Origin of the sequence: Shewanella sp. 3_MG-2023 (assembly GCF_030548765.1) — a bacterium.
GTDB lineage: Bacteria > Pseudomonadota > Gammaproteobacteria > Enterobacterales > Shewanellaceae > Shewanella.
The window spans coordinates 1-20298 of the sequence record NZ_JAUOSH010000010.1 but is presented as its reverse complement, the minus strand read 5'-3'; the positions used below and the strand labels follow the sequence as shown (position 1 = coordinate 20298).

The following is a 20298-nucleotide window of genomic DNA, read 5'->3' as shown; positions in this document are numbered from 1 at the left end:
TTTATCAACATGAACAAAAGCCGCTTTTAGCGGCTTTTTTTTTGTTTATAATGACTTTAAATTACTATAAACAGAAATTGACTATGTTACCGCTGCTATCACATCAACAGACGTTAGAACCAATTTACTTAAGCTTTCTTGATGCGCTTGAAGCATCTTCGTTTTCTGGCGAAATTGATAAACGTTATAGTGCGCGTTTAATTCAAGCGACCGACAATTCTGTTTACCAGTTTTTACCCCAATCGGTTATTTATCCTCTCACTCAGGCGGATGTTGAGCTGGTGATGACATTAGCTGCTGACCCTCAATATAAACAAGTGACTTTTAGTGCCCGTGGCGGCGGAACGGGGACTAATGGCCAGTCATTAACCCATGGGTTGATACTTGATGTATCAAGGCACATGAATCAAGTACTGGAAGTCAATGCAGAAGAAGGCTGGGTAAGAGTACAAGCTGGTGTGGTAAAAGATGCACTTAATGATGCCCTTAGGCCACATGGGTTCTTTTTCAGTCCAGATTTATCAACCTCTAATCGTGCAACGGTTGGCGGCATGGTCAGCACTGATGCATCGGGTGCGGGTTCACTGGTTTACGGTAAAACATCTGATCATGTCCTTGGCCTTACCAGCGTATTGGTTGATGGTAGTGTGCTTTCAAGCACACCAATAGCGGCAGATGAGGCGTTAAATCAGTCAGAGTCCCAATCCGTAAACACCAATAGCTTTGCTGCCAATATTATTAGCACGATTGCCAAGCGTTGCCGCGACAAGCGTGAGCTTATTCTAAAACAGTTTCCGCCATTAAATCGTTTTTTAACCGGATACGATCTAAAACATGTATGGAATGATGATTTAAGCCAATTTGATTTATCACGCATACTTGCAGGCTCTGAAGGTACACTGGCGGTATTAACAGAGGCCAAATTAAATATCACCCCATTGCCACATACGCGGATGATGGTAAATATTAAATATGACTCGTTTGAATCAGCATTGCGTCATGCACCATCATTGGTTGAAGCCAATGCCACCGTGGTCGAAACCATAGACTCAAAAGTGCTGAATTTGGCCCGTGAAGATATTATTTGGCACTCAGTGTCTCACCTCATTGAATCAGTACCCAATAAAACCATTGAAGGCCTCAATATGGTTGAATTCGCTGGGGATGAGGCTGATATTAGGCAAGGCATTGCTGCCCTTGAAAAAACACTGGCGGCACAATTGGCTAGCGAACAAGCTGGGGTTGTGGGTTATCAAATTACTGAAGATAAGCCCAGTATTAATAAAATTTACGCCATGCGTAAAAAAGCCGTAGGCTTGCTAGGCGCAACTAAAGGCCGCAGAAAACCACTGCCATTTGCCGAAGATACTGCCGTACCGCCAGAAAATTTAGCTGACTTTATCATGGAGTTTAGGGACTTATTAGATGGCCATAAATTGCAATATGGCATGTTTGGTCACGTTGATGCAGGAGTGCTGCATGTGCGTCCCGCGCTTGATATGTGCGATGAAGCGGATGAAAAGCTGCTAAAAGTGTTATCCGATCAAGTTGCTGAACTCACGCTTAAATATGGCGGTTTGATGTGGGGCGAACATGGTAAAGGGGTGCGTGGTGAATATGGACCAGCCGTATTTGGTGATGAACTATATGGCGAACTTGAAGAGGTTAAAGGCTTATTTGACCCTGACAATCGATTAAATCCGGGCAAACTAGTCGCGCCTAAAGGCAGTGGCCCAATGATGTTTAATGTTGATAGCGTTAAGCGCGGCACCTTTGATAGACAAATTCCGATTCAAGTCCGTGATGCATTTCCTGATGTAATGAATTGTAATGGTAATGGCTTATGTTTTAACTACAGTAGCTATTCGTTCATGTGTCCGTCATTTAAAGTTACCGGCGATCGGATCCATTCACCTAAAGGCCGAAGTGGCTTGATGCGGGAATGGTTAAGGCTGCTGGAGGCAGAGGGCGTTGATGTAGAGGCACTGGCTCAATCTAAACCTTTAAGCTTTATGCAGCGAGCGCAAAACAGCTTTCACATTGGCCGAGATTATGATTATTCACATGAAGTCATGGACTCGTTAAAAGGCTGTTTAGCCTGTAAAGCCTGTTCAGGGCAGTGCCCTGTTAAAGTGGATGTGCCTAAATTTCGCGCGCAATTTTTCAATATCTATTACAAACGATATATGCGCCCAGCAAAAGACTATTTAGTTGCAGGTATTGAAGACATGCTGCCGCTTATGGCTGCTATGCCAAAAGTAACCAATTTTGCCTCGCAAAATAAATTAAGTCAGTGGGTTATCAAAAAATCTATTGGTTATATAGATTCACCTGCATTATCAGTTCCCACATTAAAACAGCGTCTGGATGGCCATCCAAGCCGTGGTTATGATTTAGAGGCGCTGCAAAGTATTCCAACATCAGAGCGTGGCAATTATGTACTGGTGGTGCAAGATCCATTTAACAGTTTTTATGATGCTGAGCTGGTTTATCGTTTTATACAATTAATAGAAAAAATAGGTTTAAAGCCGGTGTTATTGCCGTTTAAACCCAATGGTAAACCATCACACATTAAAGGCTTTTTAGATAAATTTGCCGCGACTGCCAAATCAAGTGCAGACTTTTTAAATCAAGTTTATCAACTTGATATGCCGATGGTTGGCTTAGACCCTGCATTAGTGCTTTGTTATCGAGATGAATATCAAGAGGTGCTAGGGGCGCAGCGAGGCAATTTTGAAGTACTGTTAGCTAATGAGTGGTTAACCGATGCGATTCAACTCATGCCAGCGTTAGACAAAACCAGCGCGTCATTTAGTTGGTTTAGTCATTGTACTGAATCCACCGCAAAACCGGCTACGGCCAACGAATGGAAAGCGGTATTTAATCATTTTGGCGCTGAGTTTGAAATGATCAACGTGGGTTGCTGCGGTATGGCGGGCACCTATGGCCATGAACTGGATAATATGGGCCGCTCATCTAAGCTGTTTGCTATGTCTTGGCAGCCAACCTTAGACAGCATCGCTGAGAAAAGCCAAATATTGGTATCAGGCTATTCTTGCCGTAGCCAAGTGAAACGTTTTGCGGGCTTTAAGCCAAAACACCCAGTAGAAGCCTTACTTCAGTTACTGATTGCTGCCGATGAGCACGTTGCTAATGACTAAACATAAAAATGATGAACCATTGAGTATTGCCAGTCAATTAGGTGCAGAAGTTGATTTATGTAGCACTGAGCCATTGTTTTATATTGACCATCATGGGGATTGGTTCTATTTAGCCAGTCCTTTACCGACAAAATTTGCTAAGCTTTTTGCCAGTGTGCTTCATTGTATTGATAATGAATATTTTCTTATCACCCCGGTTGAAAAGGTTAAAGTCAGCGTAGATAACCATGCAATTTTTATCGTTGACTATGAGCCGCTAGCAAATAATGGACTAACCTTAATAAGTAGCATTGGCACTGAGCATCAGATTGTTGATATTAAGGCTGTGAAACTATTAGAAAACACCATTGAAGTGCCCATTGAGCGAGGCATCATCGCTTGTTTGGGGCGGGCTTGCTATTACCGTTATATAAATCAGTTTGTAATAGATTGACTAAAAAAGCGGTCTTATACGTACAAAGAGGGTGAGGTGCTAATTGGCCTGTGTAGCAAGCTGTTGTATAACAAAGCAGCTCCGCAAGGGTTTACTGACCTACACGTTAACAAGCTTAATAAGTATAAAGATAAATAATATCAGTACTTAAGCCTGTTGATGTTAGTCACATCCGTTAGTGATAGCACCAATGATTAGTAGCAATTACATTTTTAGGGCAACATTGATTAACTTGGTTAGTTCTTTTACGCACCAGCCACCAAGTATTTTATGTTGATGATTAACTTTTGCGCTTAACTAAGGATTGATGAGCCTGTAGGAGTGGTTATATGAAACGATACGAAAGCCTATATTATCAAATCTCGCATCTTAATCTTACGCTGCAAAACGAGCTAGATGAACGCTTAAAACGTTACCAACTTGACGTTAAGCTTTGGCCTGTGCTGTTTTCACTGTGGCAAGAAGAGGGCATTAGCCAAACTGAACTGTCTAAAGTGTGTGATGTGGCTAATTACACTATGACTAGGCTATTAGATCAACTGCAAGTACAGGGTTATATCACTCGCCATCAAGAGTCTGATAACCGCCGCGCCTTTCAGATTTTTTTAACTGATGCCGGTAAGGCCTTAGAGCAAGATCTTATTGGTGAAGCTGAGTGGGTTAATCAAAAATGCCTAAGTGGCTTATCCTATGAAGAGCAACAAACTTTCATGAGATTATTAAATAAAATCAATAAGCCAGATTAACATCATTGTTTGGGGCTTATTGATCGTTAGGCTAAAGCGCCAACCTATAGCTAAAGCTTCTAGCTCTTTCATATATCTACACATGTAAAAATAACCCGCTAGCCATTAATACAGCTTGCGGGTTATTAATTAGCCATTATTTTTAGCTTGTAACTTTGTCTGAGAGCTATAGCCTAGTAAGCACTAGGCCTCTAAATCCTCGTGTTTATGGACTAAATTAAAATCTGCTAACACCGCATACGCACAGGGAATAATAAACAGTACCAACAAGGTTGAGGTAAATATTCCAAACACAATTGATATTACAATGGGTTTTACAACCTGCGCTTGTAGCGAGGTTTCTAACAGTAATGGCAATAGTCCCGCAGCAGTGGTCAGTGAGGTGAGAAATACTGCTCTGAATCTGTCTCGAGACGCTTTAATTACCGCTTGCTGAATATCATCGCCAATATCTACGTGATGGCGGATATATTGCACCAACAAGATGGAGTCGTTAACCACAATACCCGCTAAAGATACAAAGCCAAGAATTGATGGCATTGATAGATTATGGCCTGTGAGTAAATGGCCCCAAAACACACCTATGAGTGCTAAAGGAATGGCTAACATCACCACAAAAGGTTCTAAATAGCTTCTAAATTGAAAACTTAAAATCGCAAATAATCCAAATAAACCGATAATAAAACCCTGTAAGAAAGAAGCGCCAGTCTTAGCGGTTTCTTTGGCTGCGCCTTCATAATCAACTTTTAGTCCCGGATACTTTTGGCGTAATTCATTAGCGTATTCATTTTGCACTTTGGCGACAATTTCGCTGCCATTGGCTTTGGCATTATCTATGTCAGCCATAATGGTTACAGTGCGCTGACTTTCAATGCGCTGAATACGTACATAAGATCGTTCAAAGTCTAATGTTGCTACTGCGCTTAATGGTATCTGATTACCGTTACTTAACATGATTGGGAAGTTAGCTAACGCTTGCAGATTACCTGCTTGCTGTTTATTCAACCTGACTTGTATTTCGATGTTTTCAGGGCCTGATTGCACATCATCTGCGGTTTGGCCAAAGTATGCCGCACGCAGTTGCGATGCTACCATCTCACCATCAACACCATAATTTTCAGCGCCATCTTTTAATTTTACCAGTACTTCTTCTTTGCCTGGGCGCATGTCATCTAAAATGCCATTAACCCCAGAAAACTGACTTAAGTAAGATTGCAAATCAACGGAGGCCAGTTTCAACGTGGCTAAATTATCATGCTGCAGTCTGACTTCAACATCACGGCCAGCAGGGCCCATACTCGGTTGTTTAAATACCAAGGAGATGGGCTCTGCAATATCACCACTGGCGCTGCGCCATGCTGAAATGAAGTTATCAATCAGGGTTTCGCGGGTTTCAGCTGATAACAAATCTAATCTTACCGTTGCCACATGTGGGCCTTGTTCGCCCGCATCCGCATTGACATTATATTGCTCGGTAACGTAGCGGATGAGATTCGACTGTTCGCCATTTTGTTGCGTTAATTTATCGCCAACGGTATTGGCTGCGGCAACCAAGTGACTAACGACAGTTTTGGTTTGCTCTAAAGTGGAACCTGGTGGCAAAATGATTCTTGCTTCAGCAATATCGCCATCGAGTTCAGGAAAGCCGACAAATTTTACCGCGCCACCTGCCACTAAGGCAAAAGACAGCATTAAACCGCCAAGTGTAAGCCCAAGGCTGGCATAGCGCCATTTCACCACAAAGGTAACGGCATTAACTAAGGTGTTGTTTTTGAAGTGTTCAAACTTTTCTAAAAAGACCCGTTTAAACTTTAACGGTGGTTTCTGCTGTTTATTAGATTTTAGCGAGTGACTTAAGTGATTCGGTAAAATCAAGAATGCTTCAATTAAGCTCACACTTAAGACCATGATTAATACCAGTGGCACCACCGACAATACCGCGCCCATTTGCCCGTCTAACCACAATAAACTGCCAAAAATAAACACTGTGGTTAAAAATGATGAAAATACGCCTGGGGCGACTTTATTTACCCCTTGGATCACCGCCTCATTGGTGGGTAAGCCTTTTTCAACATGGGCAGCAACGGATTCGGCAATAACAATGGCATCATCCATCATAATACCAATGGCCATTAGTAAGCCGACTAGGCTCATAATGTTGATTGACACGCCAAACATGCTCATTAAGAACAAGCCGCCCATAAAGGCTACAGGTAAGCCCGCTGAAACCCAAAACGAATAGCGTAACGAGAAAAATAACCACATCGAAAAGAACACTAAGATGATCCCTTGCCAACCATTTCGCAGCAGCATTGATAATCGGTCTTGCAGTAGTGAAGATAAATCGTTGGTTAAGGTTAGGGTCACGCCATCGGGGGCTATAAGCCGTTCTTGTTCGATAAACTCAGTGACTCTGGACTTAATTCTTAAGGCATCATCGGCTTTGTTTTTTTGCACTTTAAGCATGGCCGCAGGTTGGCCATTAAAGATGGTATGTTCTTCCTCAAGCTCAAATAAGTCGGTGATGGTAGCAATGTCGCCTAAGGTAACCACGCCGCCTTCAGTATTAGAGGAAACGATGATTTTACTGAGGTTATCAGGGGTGATTTGTCGTTCATCAAAACGGATCAACAGGTTTTTATCAGAAAGCTCGATACTGCCAGCGGGCATTTGGACATTTTGCCTGCCCACTTTATCAGCTATTTCGGCTACTGTTAGCCCTAAGCGACGAATATCCGCTTCGTTTAACTCGACTCGTATTTGATGATCTGAAAAGCCAGACACGCTCACTAAGCTCACGCCCGCCTCGATTTTTAACCGTCGCTTTAAATCCTCAGCATAGGATTTAAGGTGTGGCAAGCTGGCATCTGCAGCGATGGCAATATCTACAACCGGTTCAGCCCAATCAAGCTCTTTGACCGTTGGTGGGTCAATTTGCGCCGGAAAGTCTTTAATGGCGTTAATTTCGGTTTGAATATCAACCAAACTGCGGCCAATGTCGGCTTCGCCATTAAGTTTTACCGTCAATGATGCAATCCCTTCTTGGGCGTCACATTTCACTTCTTCGATATTACTTAAGCCATCAATGGCATCTTCCATACGCAGGCACAGGCTTTCTTCCACTTCTGCTGGAGATGCGCCGGGGTAAACCACACTGGCGATAATGTAAGGCGGACTAAATTCAGGAAAGGTTTCACGTTTAATGTTACCAATACTGCTTAAGCCCATGACAAAAAATGCCAACATCATTAAGTTAGCAATGGTGGGGTGACGAGTGAAAAAATTAATCACAGTGCCTGCTCCTCGTCATTCGCTAGATCACTTGTTACTGGGGTAGTGGTTTCGTTCGCTGTTGATAATTTAAGCCCCATGCCATTAATGGCAGGAATTAAGTCATTGGTAACCACACGGTCATTTTGGTGAATATCGCCTTTAATGGCGACGCCATTGTCGGTTCTAAATAGCACTTCAACCTGTTTAATAACCAGCTTGTTGTCTTGATCCATTAAATAAACTTGCTCACCATGTAAGGCTTTTTCTGGGATAACGTAATGCTCTGAGGGATAACCTTTAATATAGGAGGTGACAAACATGCCCTTGGTTAATGGCGGTTTAGCTAACAAATTCATTTGGTTGAAATCTTGATCAACTTCAAGATAAAAACCTATCGTCGCTTGATCTGGGTTTATGGTATCGGCAACGCGAGTCAATTTAGCTTGCCATTGGTGTAAGGTTTTACCCATATTGACCGTGATATGAGTGTCAAAATTAACTTTTTCAATTGAAGGTAATGCAGAGGTATCTCTTGGCAGTTCATTAATTGAATGAATTAAGGTTTCGGCATCAAATAATGACAATTCAGCCTTTATTTCAACTGCGCCTAATTGATGGGCCTCGAACAACACAGCGCCATTGGTGACGGCTTGAGCTTGCTCAATGTTGACCTCGGCAATGCGTGCATCAAAAGGCAAAGTAAAGCGAGTATTATTGAGTTGACGTTGGGCATCTTCCAGTAAAGCTTGATTAACCTTAACTTGCGCCGCAGTGACTTTTTTATCATCAGGCAACAAGCTTAAGCTGCTGGTTAAGTCTTGCACTAAGTTACGCTGGGCCAGTAAAGCTTGTTTTTGGGTTTCAAGTTCTGATTTTGAGATCAAGTTTTTCTTATTTAACGATTGTTTACGTTTATATTCTTGATCAACTAAGGTCAGTCGTTGGCGCTCAATTTCTATGCTTGATTGTAAGTTTATTTCTTGCTGATTTAGCTGTACTAACTGCGCTTGAGCTGAATTATAGTTAGCTTCAGCTTGAGCAAGTTTTAGTTGGTATTCAAGAGGGTCAATGGTTAACACTAAGGTGCCAGCCTTGATCAATCTGCCCGTTTCAAGCTCAGGGTGGCGATAAGTAATTTTGCCGCCCACTTCGGCAATGCCTTGCCAGATATGCTTTGGAGCCACACGACCATAGGCTTTGATCACAGGTTGTACGGGTTGTTTTGTCAGGCTAATAACATCGACCAGGCGTGATTTATCATGGTTGGGTTGCAACTCTGGTGACGAGCGTAATGATATCGCAGCGATAAAGATGATAATACCGGCGATGATGCCTGGAAAAACATAGCGTCTTTTTAACGGGGTCATGTTAAGCGTCCTGACTGAGTTGAGATTCATTGGCAATAAGCCCATGACGTAATATTTGTGCATTTTGCTTAGCTAAATGCTGTAAAAATTCTGCTGAGGTTTTAATATTCAATGCTTGTTTAAATATGTCAGGCATTAAGAATGGAAATACCATTAAACTAATAAAACTCATTTTGGCGGACATTGGATCAATACCTTGCTGTAGACGGTTTTGCTGATGCATCTTTTCAAAAATGGTTAACCTATTTTTCGGGAATAAACTCAATAAATTGGCTTGCAGCTCTTGGTTTTTCTTGGTGGTTTTAAGGCTGGCGGTGCGAAATATGAGTTTCGGAAAATCTGGGTTTTGACTCATAATTTTATAAAAGGCCAGTAATATTTTTTCTGGTGAATCTTGAGTCGATTTTTCCTTGGAATTATTTAATTGGGCATGAACTGGCTCAATGGTTTCCTTGAGCATTTCGGCAAAAAGCCCCAATTTAGATTGAAAATAATAGCGGATTAAACTTGCATCCACTTTTGCTTTAGCAGCAATGGCTCGAATAGAGACTTTATCGTAATCATTATCGACAAATAAGGTTTTTGCTGCATTGATAAGTGCGCAGCGATTATCTGCTTTGACAGCTGGCCTACCGACTGGCTTTTTAACTGGCATTATTTTTTTAGGCATAAATTCAACACAGATTTGAAGATACTTAGCGTATCCATTAATTCATTAAGTGTAGAATATGGTAAAGCAATGCAGCGGATTGTTTTAGTGAATTAATTCTTCAATATTCATCATCTGATGAATTATTTAACTAGATCACAAATACAAGCGCTAGTGAAGGCTGGGATTAGCGGAAATAGCTATTTACTGCTATGAAGTCAATGATTAAAGCTACAAGTCGAAGCATAATTTTACCTATAAAACCACTTGGCAAACTTAGTGGTGTTATTTTGCAAAGAAGCAAAGAACAGTGAGCTATTAAGAGTAAAGATAAAAACTGCCATTAAAAAAGGCTAGCAATGCTAGCCTTTCATCTAAATGGTCAATTGAGTTATAGATCAGATCGCAGTGGTGAGAATTTCGCGGCTTACTGCTAAGTCAATATCGCCATGTTCGCCAAGTTTAGTCATGCCATGGCTTTCAAGTGCAGCAACTAATACGTCAACTTGCTCTGCACCAAGATCAATATCACTTAGGCGTGTAGGGACTTGCATTAACTTAAAGAAGTTTTCGGTAGCCTCAATAGCTTGATCAATTTTTTGCTCATCGCTACCTGTTGTGATGCCAAATACACGTTCAGCATACTGAACTAATTTTGCATGTTTTTGCTCACGACGCACTTTCATTACCGCAGGAAGTACGATTGATAAGGTGCGCGCATGATCAATACCATGGCTTGCTGTTAGTTCATGGCCAATCATATGTGTAGACCAATCTTGTGGTACACCGGCGCCAATCAAGCCGTTAAGCGCCATAGTGGCAGACCACATGATATTAGACCTAATCTCTAAATCGTCTTTTGTTTCAGCAGCAAGGGCTTTAGGGCCTTCTTCAATTAAGGTTTGTAGTAAACCTTCACTGAAACGGTCCTGTACTTTAGCGTTTACATCAAAGGTTAAATACTGTTCCATGATGTGGATATAAGCATCAACAACACCATTACCAATTTGACGGTCTGATAAAGATAAAGTGACTGAAGGATCAAGCACTGCAAATAACGGACGTACTAATGGGCTACCAAAAGGCAATTTATTACCATTACGAGTAATAACAGAGCCGCCATTTGATTCAGAACCCGTAGCAGGTAAGGTTAATACGGCACCAATAGGTAATGCTTGTTCAATTTTGGCGCCTTTTGCGACGATATCCCAAGGGTCATCACCTTCAAATTTCGCAGCAGCAGCAATAAATTTAACCCCATCGACCACTGAGCCACCACCGACTGCTAGCAAGTAATCGATGTTTTCAGCTTCAATGATGGTTTGTGCCTTCATTAACGTATCGTATTGTGGATTAGGCTCAATACCTGAAAACTCAAACCATGTGTGATCTTTGAGCGCATCAGACACTTGCTGATAAACACCATTTGATTTAATGGAGCCGCCGCCATAAACAACTAATATTTTAGCTGATGTTGGAATTTCCTTTGAGATGGCGCTAATTTGGCCCTCACCGAAATGAATTTTAGTGGTATTTTGGAATGTAAAATTAAGCATGAGAATATCCTAAATAACGAATTTATGACTCAGTGATCTGAGCAACTAATTTTTGTGCTGTTAATGATGAGCTTGCAGGATTTTGGCCTGTAATAACTAGCCCATCTTGAACTGAAAACGCATGCCAGTCAGCTGCTTTTTGGTAATCTGCATCACGTTTTAGTAATTCATCTTCTAATAAAAAAGGAACTACATCAGTTAATTGCACAGCATCTTCTTCACTATTTGTAAAACCAGTTACCGCTTTACCTTTTACAAGGTACTGGTCATCTTGTTTTACGTTAAGTAACGCTGCCGTTGCATGACATACCGCAGCAACAGGTTTGTTTTGAGCAATAAATTGCGCGATTAATTTAATAGAGTCTGCATTATCTGTTAAGTCCCACAGTGGACCGTGACCGCCAGGATAAAATACCGCGTCGTAATCACTGGCATCAATATCAGCTAATACGTTGGTGTTAGCCAGTGCCATTTTAGCTTGGCTATCGTCTTCAAAGCGCTGAGTGTCAGCGGTTTGAAAGCCTTCTAGTTCACTGCTTGGATCAATCGGTGGTTGTCCGCCTGCTGGCGATGCGAGGGTGATTTCAAAACCTGCATCTAAAAACACATAATATGGAGCGGCAAATTCTTCGACCCAAAAACCAGTTTTGTTACCCGTGTTGCCTAGTTCTGAATGAGAGGTAAGCACCATTAATACTTTTTTCTGTGTCATTTTAAAACCCTTTTATTTTAGTTATTACGGCAAGTACAAAGCTTGCATAAGTTCTGATGTAGAGTGATTCAAAAGAGAAAGTCATTATCTCTTTGTTGAAAGTGGCTACAGTATAGAAAGCCAATTAGCATCTGACAATGCAGATATAATTGACTTCATTGTTTAAATAATTGATACAATATTCCAGTAAATAAACTCTTGGATATTAAAATATGAATGTGTCATTTGAGCAGTTGAAAAGCATGGTGGTGTTTGCCCAAGTTGTTGAACAGGGCAGTTTAAGCGGCGCAGCAAAGCATATTGGTCTTTCAAGGGCGGTAGTGAGTTATCACATAAAAAAGCTTGAAGCGCATTTAGAGGTAAGACTGTTAAATCGATCTACTCGAAGTATTAGTTTGACCGAAGAAGGTGAAGCCTATTATCAATCTTGTAAAGTGATAGCCGATCAAGCTAACACGGCCAACAAGCAAATTGAGAATATGAAAAGTGAGCCTATGGGTTTGATTAGGATCACCTGTCCTGTCAACGCTGGCTTAGAAACCATAGTGCCAGCCCTTAATGAATTTAAACGTTTGTACCCAAAAATTGAACTTGATGTGATGTTAACTGATGAAATCGTTAATATTATCAATCAAGGCATTGATCTAGCGATTCGTGGTGCGCCTTTGGTTGACTCAGGCTTACAGGCAACTAAATTATGTGTGCTCAAAACTTGCCTATGTGGCTCGGTTGAGTATTTTAATAAATACGGCAGGCCAGAAACCCCAGCTGATTTATCCAGCCATGACTGGGTGATGTATAAACCACAAAAAAAAGTGCTGCATCTTAATAAGGGTTCACGCTCATTTAGTATTGAAATGAAAGGCTCAATTACCACCAATAACGCCTCAGCGCGTACCGCATTCATTGAAGGCGGCCATGGGATAGGGCGAGTGCCAACCTATGATGCTTGGCCAAAAGTGAAACAGGGCAGTTTAGAAACCGTATTGGATGATTATCAATTTAGTGACATTACCATTTATGGGGTATTTCCACCCGGGGCGACAGACTCTAAAAAAGTGCGCTTATTGCTAGATTTCTTAAAAGCGTACTTTGATAAAAAAATACGTAATCTTGAGCAATCGATTTTGTGAGTTGAAGCCTATTAGGTAAATCTGCAGCGATGTTTAATGATATTAAAATTTTGATAAACATTTAAGTGTTGATCAGATTTTATTATTGTTTGTGATGTTGATTATCAACAGGTTTTATTTTTTAATGATTGTATTGTTCGTCTTCAAATAAATTAAATAGTGTATTTGTGAAATTTTTTATGACGGCATTAGGTCTAATTAAATGACCGTTGTGAAAGCACAGTTGCTAGCTTGAATATAAGTGACATTAACTATTAATTTATTGGAGTTAAACATGAAGACTAAATTAACATTAGCGATTGCTATGGGATTATTACTCAGCAGTTTTACAGCCCAGTCCGCCAGCATAACCTTTCATGACGATCTTGATGTCGATAGCGTTAATGGTGTTATTGTAGAGTTTCAGCGTGAGGTAGACTTAGGCCAAGGGCTACATTTGTTAGAAATTAGCTATAGTGATTTATTTCAAGATAATGCCGATGACTCAGGTTATTGGGTAAAATCAGAGCCGCTATATTTAAGACTCGATGTACAGGGCAGTGAAACATATCATTTAGACATACCAGAATTGTATTCTGCAGATGATGCCAAAGACTTTTTACAAAACCCGATTATTTCATTAACCACAGATGGTAATAATTATAAAAATATTACCTTATTAAGCCAATCTCAATTATTTACCCTGTTATTACATGAAAAGTAATGGTTAATATTTTGTCGTTGCAATTTGCTGTTTCAATTTTCAAATTATTTAAAAACGCTATTGAATTTATTTTAACTAGCGTTTTTTGGGTTGTAAATTTAAAGGAGAATAATGATATAAAAATGAGAGAGCTCATATTTGAGCTGTAAATATAAACAAGAAAATAACCTAATGACTGCTTACACTCGGTAAAATATAATCAGCCGTGTATAAATTTAGCGATGCTAGACATCATCTTAGTAACATCATCTTAGTAACATCATTTTAGCAACATCATCTTGCTTTTTAATCCGTTAAAGCCTGCTATACGCTATATTTTACTATTGTTTCTTGCGTTCCTTTCTGAGGATCCTTATCATCCGTATCCCAATTTGAAAAAGGCAACATCATGGCTATCAGAATCAAGCTTAGACCAAAGCGTGAGAAATCACTTGAACGTAAACACCCTTGGGTTTTTGCAAGTGGTATACACAATATTAAAGGAAAACCACAAGCTGGTGAAACTGTTGATGTTGTAGCCCATGATGGTCATTGGTTAGGTCGTGGTGCTTGGTCACCAGAGTCGCAAATTCAAGTGCGTATTTGGAGCTTTGATAAAGAAGAAGCTATCGATAGAGACTTTTTTGTTCGCCGCATTCAACGAGCCCAAGCAGGCCGTGAAGCATTAATTGCTGAGCAGGGTTTAACCGGTTACAGACTGGTTGCTGCTGAGTCAGATGGACTGCCTGGCATAACCATTGATAAATACGCTAATGTATTAGTGTGCCAGTTACTTAACACGGGCGCAGATTACTGGCGTGATACCTTAGTATCAGTCCTCGCTGAGCTTTATCCTGATTGCGCTATCTATGAGCGCTCAGATGTTGACTCTCGTAAAAAAGAGGGGTTAAAGCCGGTAACGGGTTTACTTCATGGTGAGCTGCCAGAAATGCCAGTGATCATTGAAGAAAACGGCATTAAAATCGCAGTTGATGTCACTAAAGGTCATAAGACCGGCTTTTATTTAGACCAACGTGATAACCGCAATATTGCTGCCAGATTTGTAAAAGACAAGTCAGTACTTAACTGTTTTTGTTACACCGGCACCTTTGGCTTATACGCCGCTAAAGGCGGCGCATCGAGCATTGAAAACGTTGATGTGTCGGCGTTAGCGTTAGATACCGCCCGTAAAAATATGCAAATCAATGGCTTTAATGATGACCATGTTAATTACCATGAAGCTGATGTATTTAAGCTATTACGCCAGTACCGTGACGAGGGTAAAACCTTTGATGTTATTGTATTAGACCCACCAAAATTTGCCGATAATAAAGCCCAACTAAACGGTGCTTGTCGCGGCTACAAAGATATCAACATGATTGCGATGCAGTTATTAAATCCAGGCGGCATTTTACTGACATTCTCTTGTTCTGGGCTGATGCCTGCGGACTTATTCCAAAAGGTTGTGGCAGATGCAGCCTTAGATGCCAAGCGTGATGTACAGTTTATTGACCGCTTAAGCCAAGCCAGCGATCACCCAATCGGTAGCGGCTTCCCTGAAGGATTCTATTTAAAAGGCTTAGTTGCTAGAGTCTGCTAATTTTACACCATTTGCGCTGAAGCTTGCTTCAGAGCTGGGGATTTAAGGCTACTTTCTGGTAGCCTTTTTTTTATGCCAAAAATAACTTGAAGTAGGCAGATATTAAGGTCAGACTTTTTGTCTTTACAGCAGCATCTTGAATCATAAGATATGATTCAACTAACCAATAAAAAAGTTAGACTTTTTATCTGCCCTCAGTGGTCTTTTCACTTAAAAATACGCTGGCTTTAGAATGCGTAAAACCCTATCACTTATATAACACTCGTTTATGCCTGGATTCGCTCTGTGATGATCTGCTCAATTTTACTAGGCTATTACTGTGTTTATTGATAGCACAGTATAACTAGACTACTTTTAGGCTAGGTTTTGTCGTTCTGGACCTCGATGTGTTCGAGATAAATTGATATTGAACTAGCTTGTTAGGCCATATAGGCGCATATTCAATAAACCCACGCCAAGTGATTGAAGGAGTGGCAAATTACTCGCTATGACAGAATGAGATAAAGATAACTCATTGGTGACAAGCCATACCAACCCAAGCAGCAAAGGTTAAACTCAATAACAAAATATTTCTATTCAAATTCATTCCTTATCATTGATTAATTGAATCGCTGAATGAGATGGGAAAGATTATTCCTGAAGCAACAGCAAATTTTTTGCCACAAAACCATCAATAATCATTTGATGCAAACGCAACAAACCAAGAGGTTGCCAATTGACTATGTATAATTTTTTTTTGAAGTACTACAGCCGCACAATGGTAATTTTCTTTGTGTTATCTTGTCAGGTTGCGCGATTTTTGTGGGTTTTAATTACGATAAGTTATACGGTAAAGCGCAGCCCCAACAGCGCATGGTAGAAACAAACTCAGTTCAAGCTCAAAGCTATATTAATGATGTTAAACCTATAATCGATAACCGATGTGTTGTCTGCCACGCTTGTTACGATGCGCCTTGTCAACTTAAGATGTCATCCGCTGAAGGTATAGACCGTGGTGCGAATAAAGATAAAGTGTACCAAGGTACGCGGTTACTTTCCGCAAATACTACTCGCATGTTTCTCGATGCCCAAACAACGGCGCAATGGCGTGATAAAGGCTTTACTCCAGTACTGAATGAACGCTCACAATCACCAGCAGCCAATATACAAGCCGGTGTTATTGCGCGAATGCTACTGTTAAAACAAAGCCATCCTTTACCAACAGATGACATACTTGATGACTCGTGGGACTTCTCCCTTGATCATAACCAACAGTGCCCATCGATTGAAGAAATGGACAGCTATGAAGAGGACTTCCCTAAATGGGGGATGCCTTATGGCTTACCGCAAATATCAAACAATGAAAATAATATCTTGTTGCAGTGGCTTGTGGATGGAGCACCAATGACAGCTGTCGCTCCTCCTTCAAGCAATGAACTTACAGCGGTGCAGAAATGGGAAACATTCCTTAATAAAAAATCATTAAAACAACAACTATCAAGTCGCTATATATTTGAACATTTGTTTGTTTCACATTTATATTTCGAGAACGAGGAAATTGGCCTGCAAGGGGTACCCACTTTTTTTAAATTGGTTAGATCGAAAACCGCCCCTGGGGAAGTCGTCGATGTCATCGCAACACGTCGACCTTACGATGATCCAAAGACAGATTCGTTTTACTATCGCTTAGAACAAGTGCGCGAAACCATTGTCGATAAAACACATATGCCATATGCACTTAGCGATGAAAAGCTTGAGCGTATAAAGTCATTGTTTATTGAACCCAATTATACAGTTAGCGCTTTACCAAGCTATAAACCATCAGTTGCTGCAAATCCGCTTATCGCCTTCACAGAATTACCCGTAGAGGCGCGCTATAAGTTTATGCTTGATAATGCGCAAAATACCATTATGGCGTATATAAAAGGCCCGGTATGTCGAGGACAGCTTGCACTTGATGTTATTAATGACAGATTTTGGGTGTTTTTTGTCGACCCTGATATGTCTAACCTCTCACAATTAAATGAATTTTATCGCTCACAGGCCGACAACCTGACCCTTCCTGCTGAGCAGGAAAGCAATACTTTGCGACCGGTTAGTAATTGGATTAAATATGCTAGACAACAGGGCCGCTTTCTTCGGGCTAAAAATGCATTCTTGGAAGAAGAATTCGAAAATAATGAGCACTTAACGACTCAGCTTATTTGGGACGGCAATGGTACGAATGCTAATGCTAGCCTGACAGTATTTCGCCATTTTGATAATGCATCAGTCGTGAAAGGCTTAATCGGTGAGCAACCTAAAACCGCTTGGATTATCAGTTATTCTTTATTAGAGCGCATTCATTACCTGCTTGTGGCTGGTTATGATGTCTATGGTAATTTTGGCCATCAATTAATTACTCGCATGTACATGGATCTTCTTCGCATGGAAGGTGAGTCGAACTTTTTAACCTTGTTACCAACGAAAAACCGTCACCAAGAGCTTGCTGATTGGTATCAAGATGCAAGTCTGTATTTAACAGATCATCTTGAAGGCAATATCAATGAGTTCATTAAACCCACAGAAGTTATTTATACGACAAACGACCCTAAGCATGAATTATTGCAAATGCTCAAACAGCGAGTCGCAAAGGTAACGCCAACTCGTTATGCACTTGAGTCAACCCAGCTTTCAGATGAGAGTAAGGCGCACCTTCAAAGGATTAATCATCTACAAGGGGAAAATGCATCTATATTCCCTGAACTTACTTATATTGTGATTGAAGCTGCAGATACCTCTGTTGAACCTCAGCTTTTCACCCTAATAAGAAACAGTGCCCATAAAAACATCTCTAGCTTATTTGATGAAGAATCCAACCGGCTATATAAACGCGATAATGTGACACTGGTTAACGGCCTACTTGGAAGTTACCCCAATGCTTTTTGGCGCGTAAAAGAAGCTGAGCTGCCAGCATTAGTCGCTCAAGTTCTCAAGGTTAAAACCAATGCTGATTACAAAAGATTGTTAGATAACTATGGCGTTCGAAGAACTGACCCTGCTTTTTGGGCATTCAGTGACACCTTGATGACGCAATACAAAAAAAATCATCCAATAGATGCAGGCATACTTGATTACAATCGAATTCAAAACAGATAATCATATTAGCGATGAAAGATAATTGGCTTCAATATTACTAGTATTCTTGTATATGATTTTAAAATAATTTAACTGTTGTTTCCGAGAAATTTGTTATCAATTTAACTCATCATTTTGTTTGAGTGGCCAAGGGGGAATGGTCACTCATTTAGAACCGAGCTAGCTTATTTCTGGACATAAACGTGTTACCAGCACCAACGTTATACTTTATTTATATTCACTCAGTTACTGATGACCATCACTTCCATCTAACCCATTGCCTGCCGCAGGCTTATGTGCAGATACAACTGCGAGACGCTGCAAGTACGTCCTTGTAAGCTCTGCCAAAACATCCATGTTTTGGAAGCTCACTGCTGCATCTACACTGGGTTTATTATCTCTTCGATTTGACGGTATTTATGACAATAAAAATAAATACATCTGAAATTAAAATTCTAAAAGACTCAATTTGAATTGAGGTCATCGAGAAAAGGCCGTGAGCTTGGCATGGATGCCAAGCTAGCTATCGTTAGGCCAGGGATGGCCTATCGGAAGCGTTAGGGCTTTTCGACAATGACCGAAGAGGGATACAGATGAAGTTAAAAGCTGGATCAATCCCCATCGAAAATCATGCGTTATTCAGCATTTTTCGTCGGGGTGCTGAGGGATTGTTAAGGGGGACAAGCAGTTTCCCCCTTGACTCTGGTATGGGCGAAGCACCACGACGTTAATTCAAACGGAGTTTGTAAATAAAGCAATTAAACCAACGTTTTAAATTGTATGTGACCTAATATCACTATTTTGATTTATTCAAAATGACAAACTAGATTTGGGAAAAATTAATTATGGGTTTCACAGTTAATTTTCTAAAACGCAAGCCATACGACCTTGCCCATGCTGCCGACAACCGATGATAATTATGGGTTGCTGGCAACAAAGGGATGAAAAAGTGCATGCACGACTGACAAGCTTTTTTAGGCAAAAATCAACGACATCTAACGCCACTGTTTAAGCCGAGGAATTAGAAAGTTAACACTTAAGATGCAGAACAATAAAAGTATCAGGAGGTGCTAAGGCATTGATATTTTGGGGTAATGAAATTAGCTGACGTTGCTAAGGGATCGATGCGGCTAGTAAAAAATGTAACTGCTCAGCACACATCGAAAAAGCGTAAGATCTTACGCCGATATTTACACTATAAAGGTATCACTCGGGCTTGTTCAACACTTGGGATAAGGACGCGGCTACGCGCGGCCTATCCTTATCTGTTAGCACGACATTTACATTTCAATAAGATCTAGTTTTTCAGAAATTACACCATTTTCAAAAGTAAGTAACTGTGTGCCATATTCACTGACAGATTCACAAGAAATGTCAACAAAACCATTTTTATTAAGTGTTGTAAATGCGTACTCACAAAGCTCTTCAGGAAAAGCCCAAGGAAAAATCTCGACTGAAACTATAGATTGTTTAACAGACACTGTTACCACTCCAGTATCAATAGCGTTAAGATGCGAGTAGATTTCATCTGCGGTCAAAGTATCACTCACATCCTTAAGAGCTAAATTGAAGGCTTCTTTCCTCGAGTCAATATCTGTCCATTCTGATAGCCGCACTCCTTCGAATGATTTAAATGCTTCCATGAAGAAGACTGCTTTATTTTTACATTTAGTATCGAATGAGATTACAGAGGTGCATTCCATTTTATATTCCTTGAGTAATGTGTAGTGCTTAAGTATGTCGATCGTGCTAACGCCGCACTAAGCGGACTAAAATAGTGGGTTAAAATGTGTAGCGAAGCGAAACGTAACCCACTGTTTTAGTTCCGTTTAAGTGCCTTGTGTACGCCCAGCATGGGCATGAACTAATGAGGTGAAAGTCCTCTGTAGG

The 20298-nt window shown here is 40.6% G+C and carries 13 protein-coding genes and 1 pseudogene; 8 read left to right on the top strand and 6 right to left on the bottom strand.

The features are described 5' to 3' along the window. Positions 1–83 precede the first annotated feature (83 nt). From Q4591_RS07530 to Q4591_RS07520, 3 genes are all read left to right on the top strand, one after another. Complete coding sequence (locus tag Q4591_RS07530) at positions 84–3161, top strand: FAD-binding and (Fe-S)-binding domain-containing protein (RefSeq protein ID WP_303460311.1); 3078 nt, start codon at positions 84–86, stop codon at positions 3159–3161. After that, complete coding sequence (locus Q4591_RS07525; RefSeq protein ID WP_241901000.1) at positions 3154–3594, top strand: DUF1285 domain-containing protein; 441 nt, start codon at positions 3154–3156, stop codon at positions 3592–3594. Before Q4591_RS07530 ends, Q4591_RS07525 begins: the two co-directional genes overlap by 8 nt. A 329-nt stretch (positions 3595–3923) precedes the next feature. Then, a complete protein-coding gene (locus Q4591_RS07520) occupies positions 3924–4340 on the top strand; it encodes a MarR family winged helix-turn-helix transcriptional regulator (RefSeq protein WP_102436521.1) in 417 nt (138 codons plus the stop codon). Between the two features lie 183 nt (positions 4341–4523). Here Q4591_RS07520 and Q4591_RS07515 read toward each other — a convergent pair whose 3' ends face one another. From Q4591_RS07515 to Q4591_RS07495, 5 genes are all read right to left on the bottom strand, one after another. Further along, positions 4524–7631 (bottom strand): efflux RND transporter permease subunit, encoded by a 3108-nt coding sequence (locus Q4591_RS07515; RefSeq protein WP_303460307.1) that lies wholly within the window; start codon positions 7629–7631, stop codon positions 4524–4526. After that, positions 7628–8980 (bottom strand): efflux RND transporter periplasmic adaptor subunit, encoded by a 1353-nt coding sequence (locus Q4591_RS07510; RefSeq protein ID WP_102476259.1) that lies wholly within the window; start codon positions 8978–8980, stop codon positions 7628–7630. Before Q4591_RS07510 ends, Q4591_RS07515 begins: the two co-directional genes overlap by 4 nt. A gap of 1 nt (position 8981) precedes the next feature. Next, complete coding sequence (locus Q4591_RS07505; protein WP_303460304.1) at positions 8982–9650, bottom strand: TetR/AcrR family transcriptional regulator; 669 nt, start codon at positions 9648–9650, stop codon at positions 8982–8984. A gap of 377 nt (positions 9651–10027) precedes the next feature. Further along, on the bottom strand, positions 10028–11185 hold the full coding sequence (locus tag Q4591_RS07500) for an iron-containing alcohol dehydrogenase (protein WP_102476260.1): 1158 nt from the start codon (positions 11183–11185) through the stop codon (positions 10028–10030). A 22-nt stretch (positions 11186–11207) separates the two neighbouring features. Next, positions 11208–11897 (bottom strand): type 1 glutamine amidotransferase domain-containing protein, encoded by a 690-nt coding sequence (locus tag Q4591_RS07495; protein WP_303460300.1) that lies wholly within the window; start codon positions 11895–11897, stop codon positions 11208–11210. Between the two features lie 212 nt (positions 11898–12109). Between Q4591_RS07495 and Q4591_RS07490 the strand changes: the two genes are divergently transcribed. The 5 genes and pseudogenes from Q4591_RS07490 to Q4591_RS07470 form a co-directional block, all read left to right on the top strand. After that, on the top strand, positions 12110–13030 hold the full coding sequence (locus tag Q4591_RS07490; RefSeq protein ID WP_102436509.1) for a LysR family transcriptional regulator: 921 nt from the start codon (positions 12110–12112) through the stop codon (positions 13028–13030). Between the two features lie 274 nt (positions 13031–13304). Next, complete coding sequence (locus Q4591_RS07485; RefSeq protein ID WP_102436507.1) at positions 13305–13733, top strand: DUF2057 family protein; 429 nt, start codon at positions 13305–13307, stop codon at positions 13731–13733. Positions 13734–14121: 388 nt separating this feature from the next. Then, complete coding sequence (locus Q4591_RS07480; RefSeq protein WP_102436505.1) at positions 14122–15312, top strand: class I SAM-dependent rRNA methyltransferase; 1191 nt, start codon at positions 14122–14124, stop codon at positions 15310–15312. An 801-nt stretch (positions 15313–16113) separates the two neighbouring features. Then, positions 16114–18429: a fatty acid cis/trans isomerase gene (locus Q4591_RS07475; RefSeq protein WP_303460296.1), complete on the top strand. Its 2316-nt coding sequence runs from the start codon at positions 16114–16116 to the stop codon at positions 18427–18429. A gap of 844 nt (positions 18430–19273) precedes the next feature. Continuing rightward, positions 19274–19420: pseudogene (locus tag Q4591_RS07470) on the top strand (IS91 family transposase); the annotation flags it as partial. A gap of 268 nt (positions 19421–19688) precedes the next feature. Here Q4591_RS07470 and Q4591_RS07465 read toward each other — a convergent pair. Then, positions 19689–20051, bottom strand: a complete 363-nt coding sequence (locus Q4591_RS07465) for a hypothetical protein (RefSeq protein ID WP_303460293.1) — start codon at positions 20049–20051, stop codon at positions 19689–19691. Positions 20052–20298: the final 247 nt, after the last annotated feature.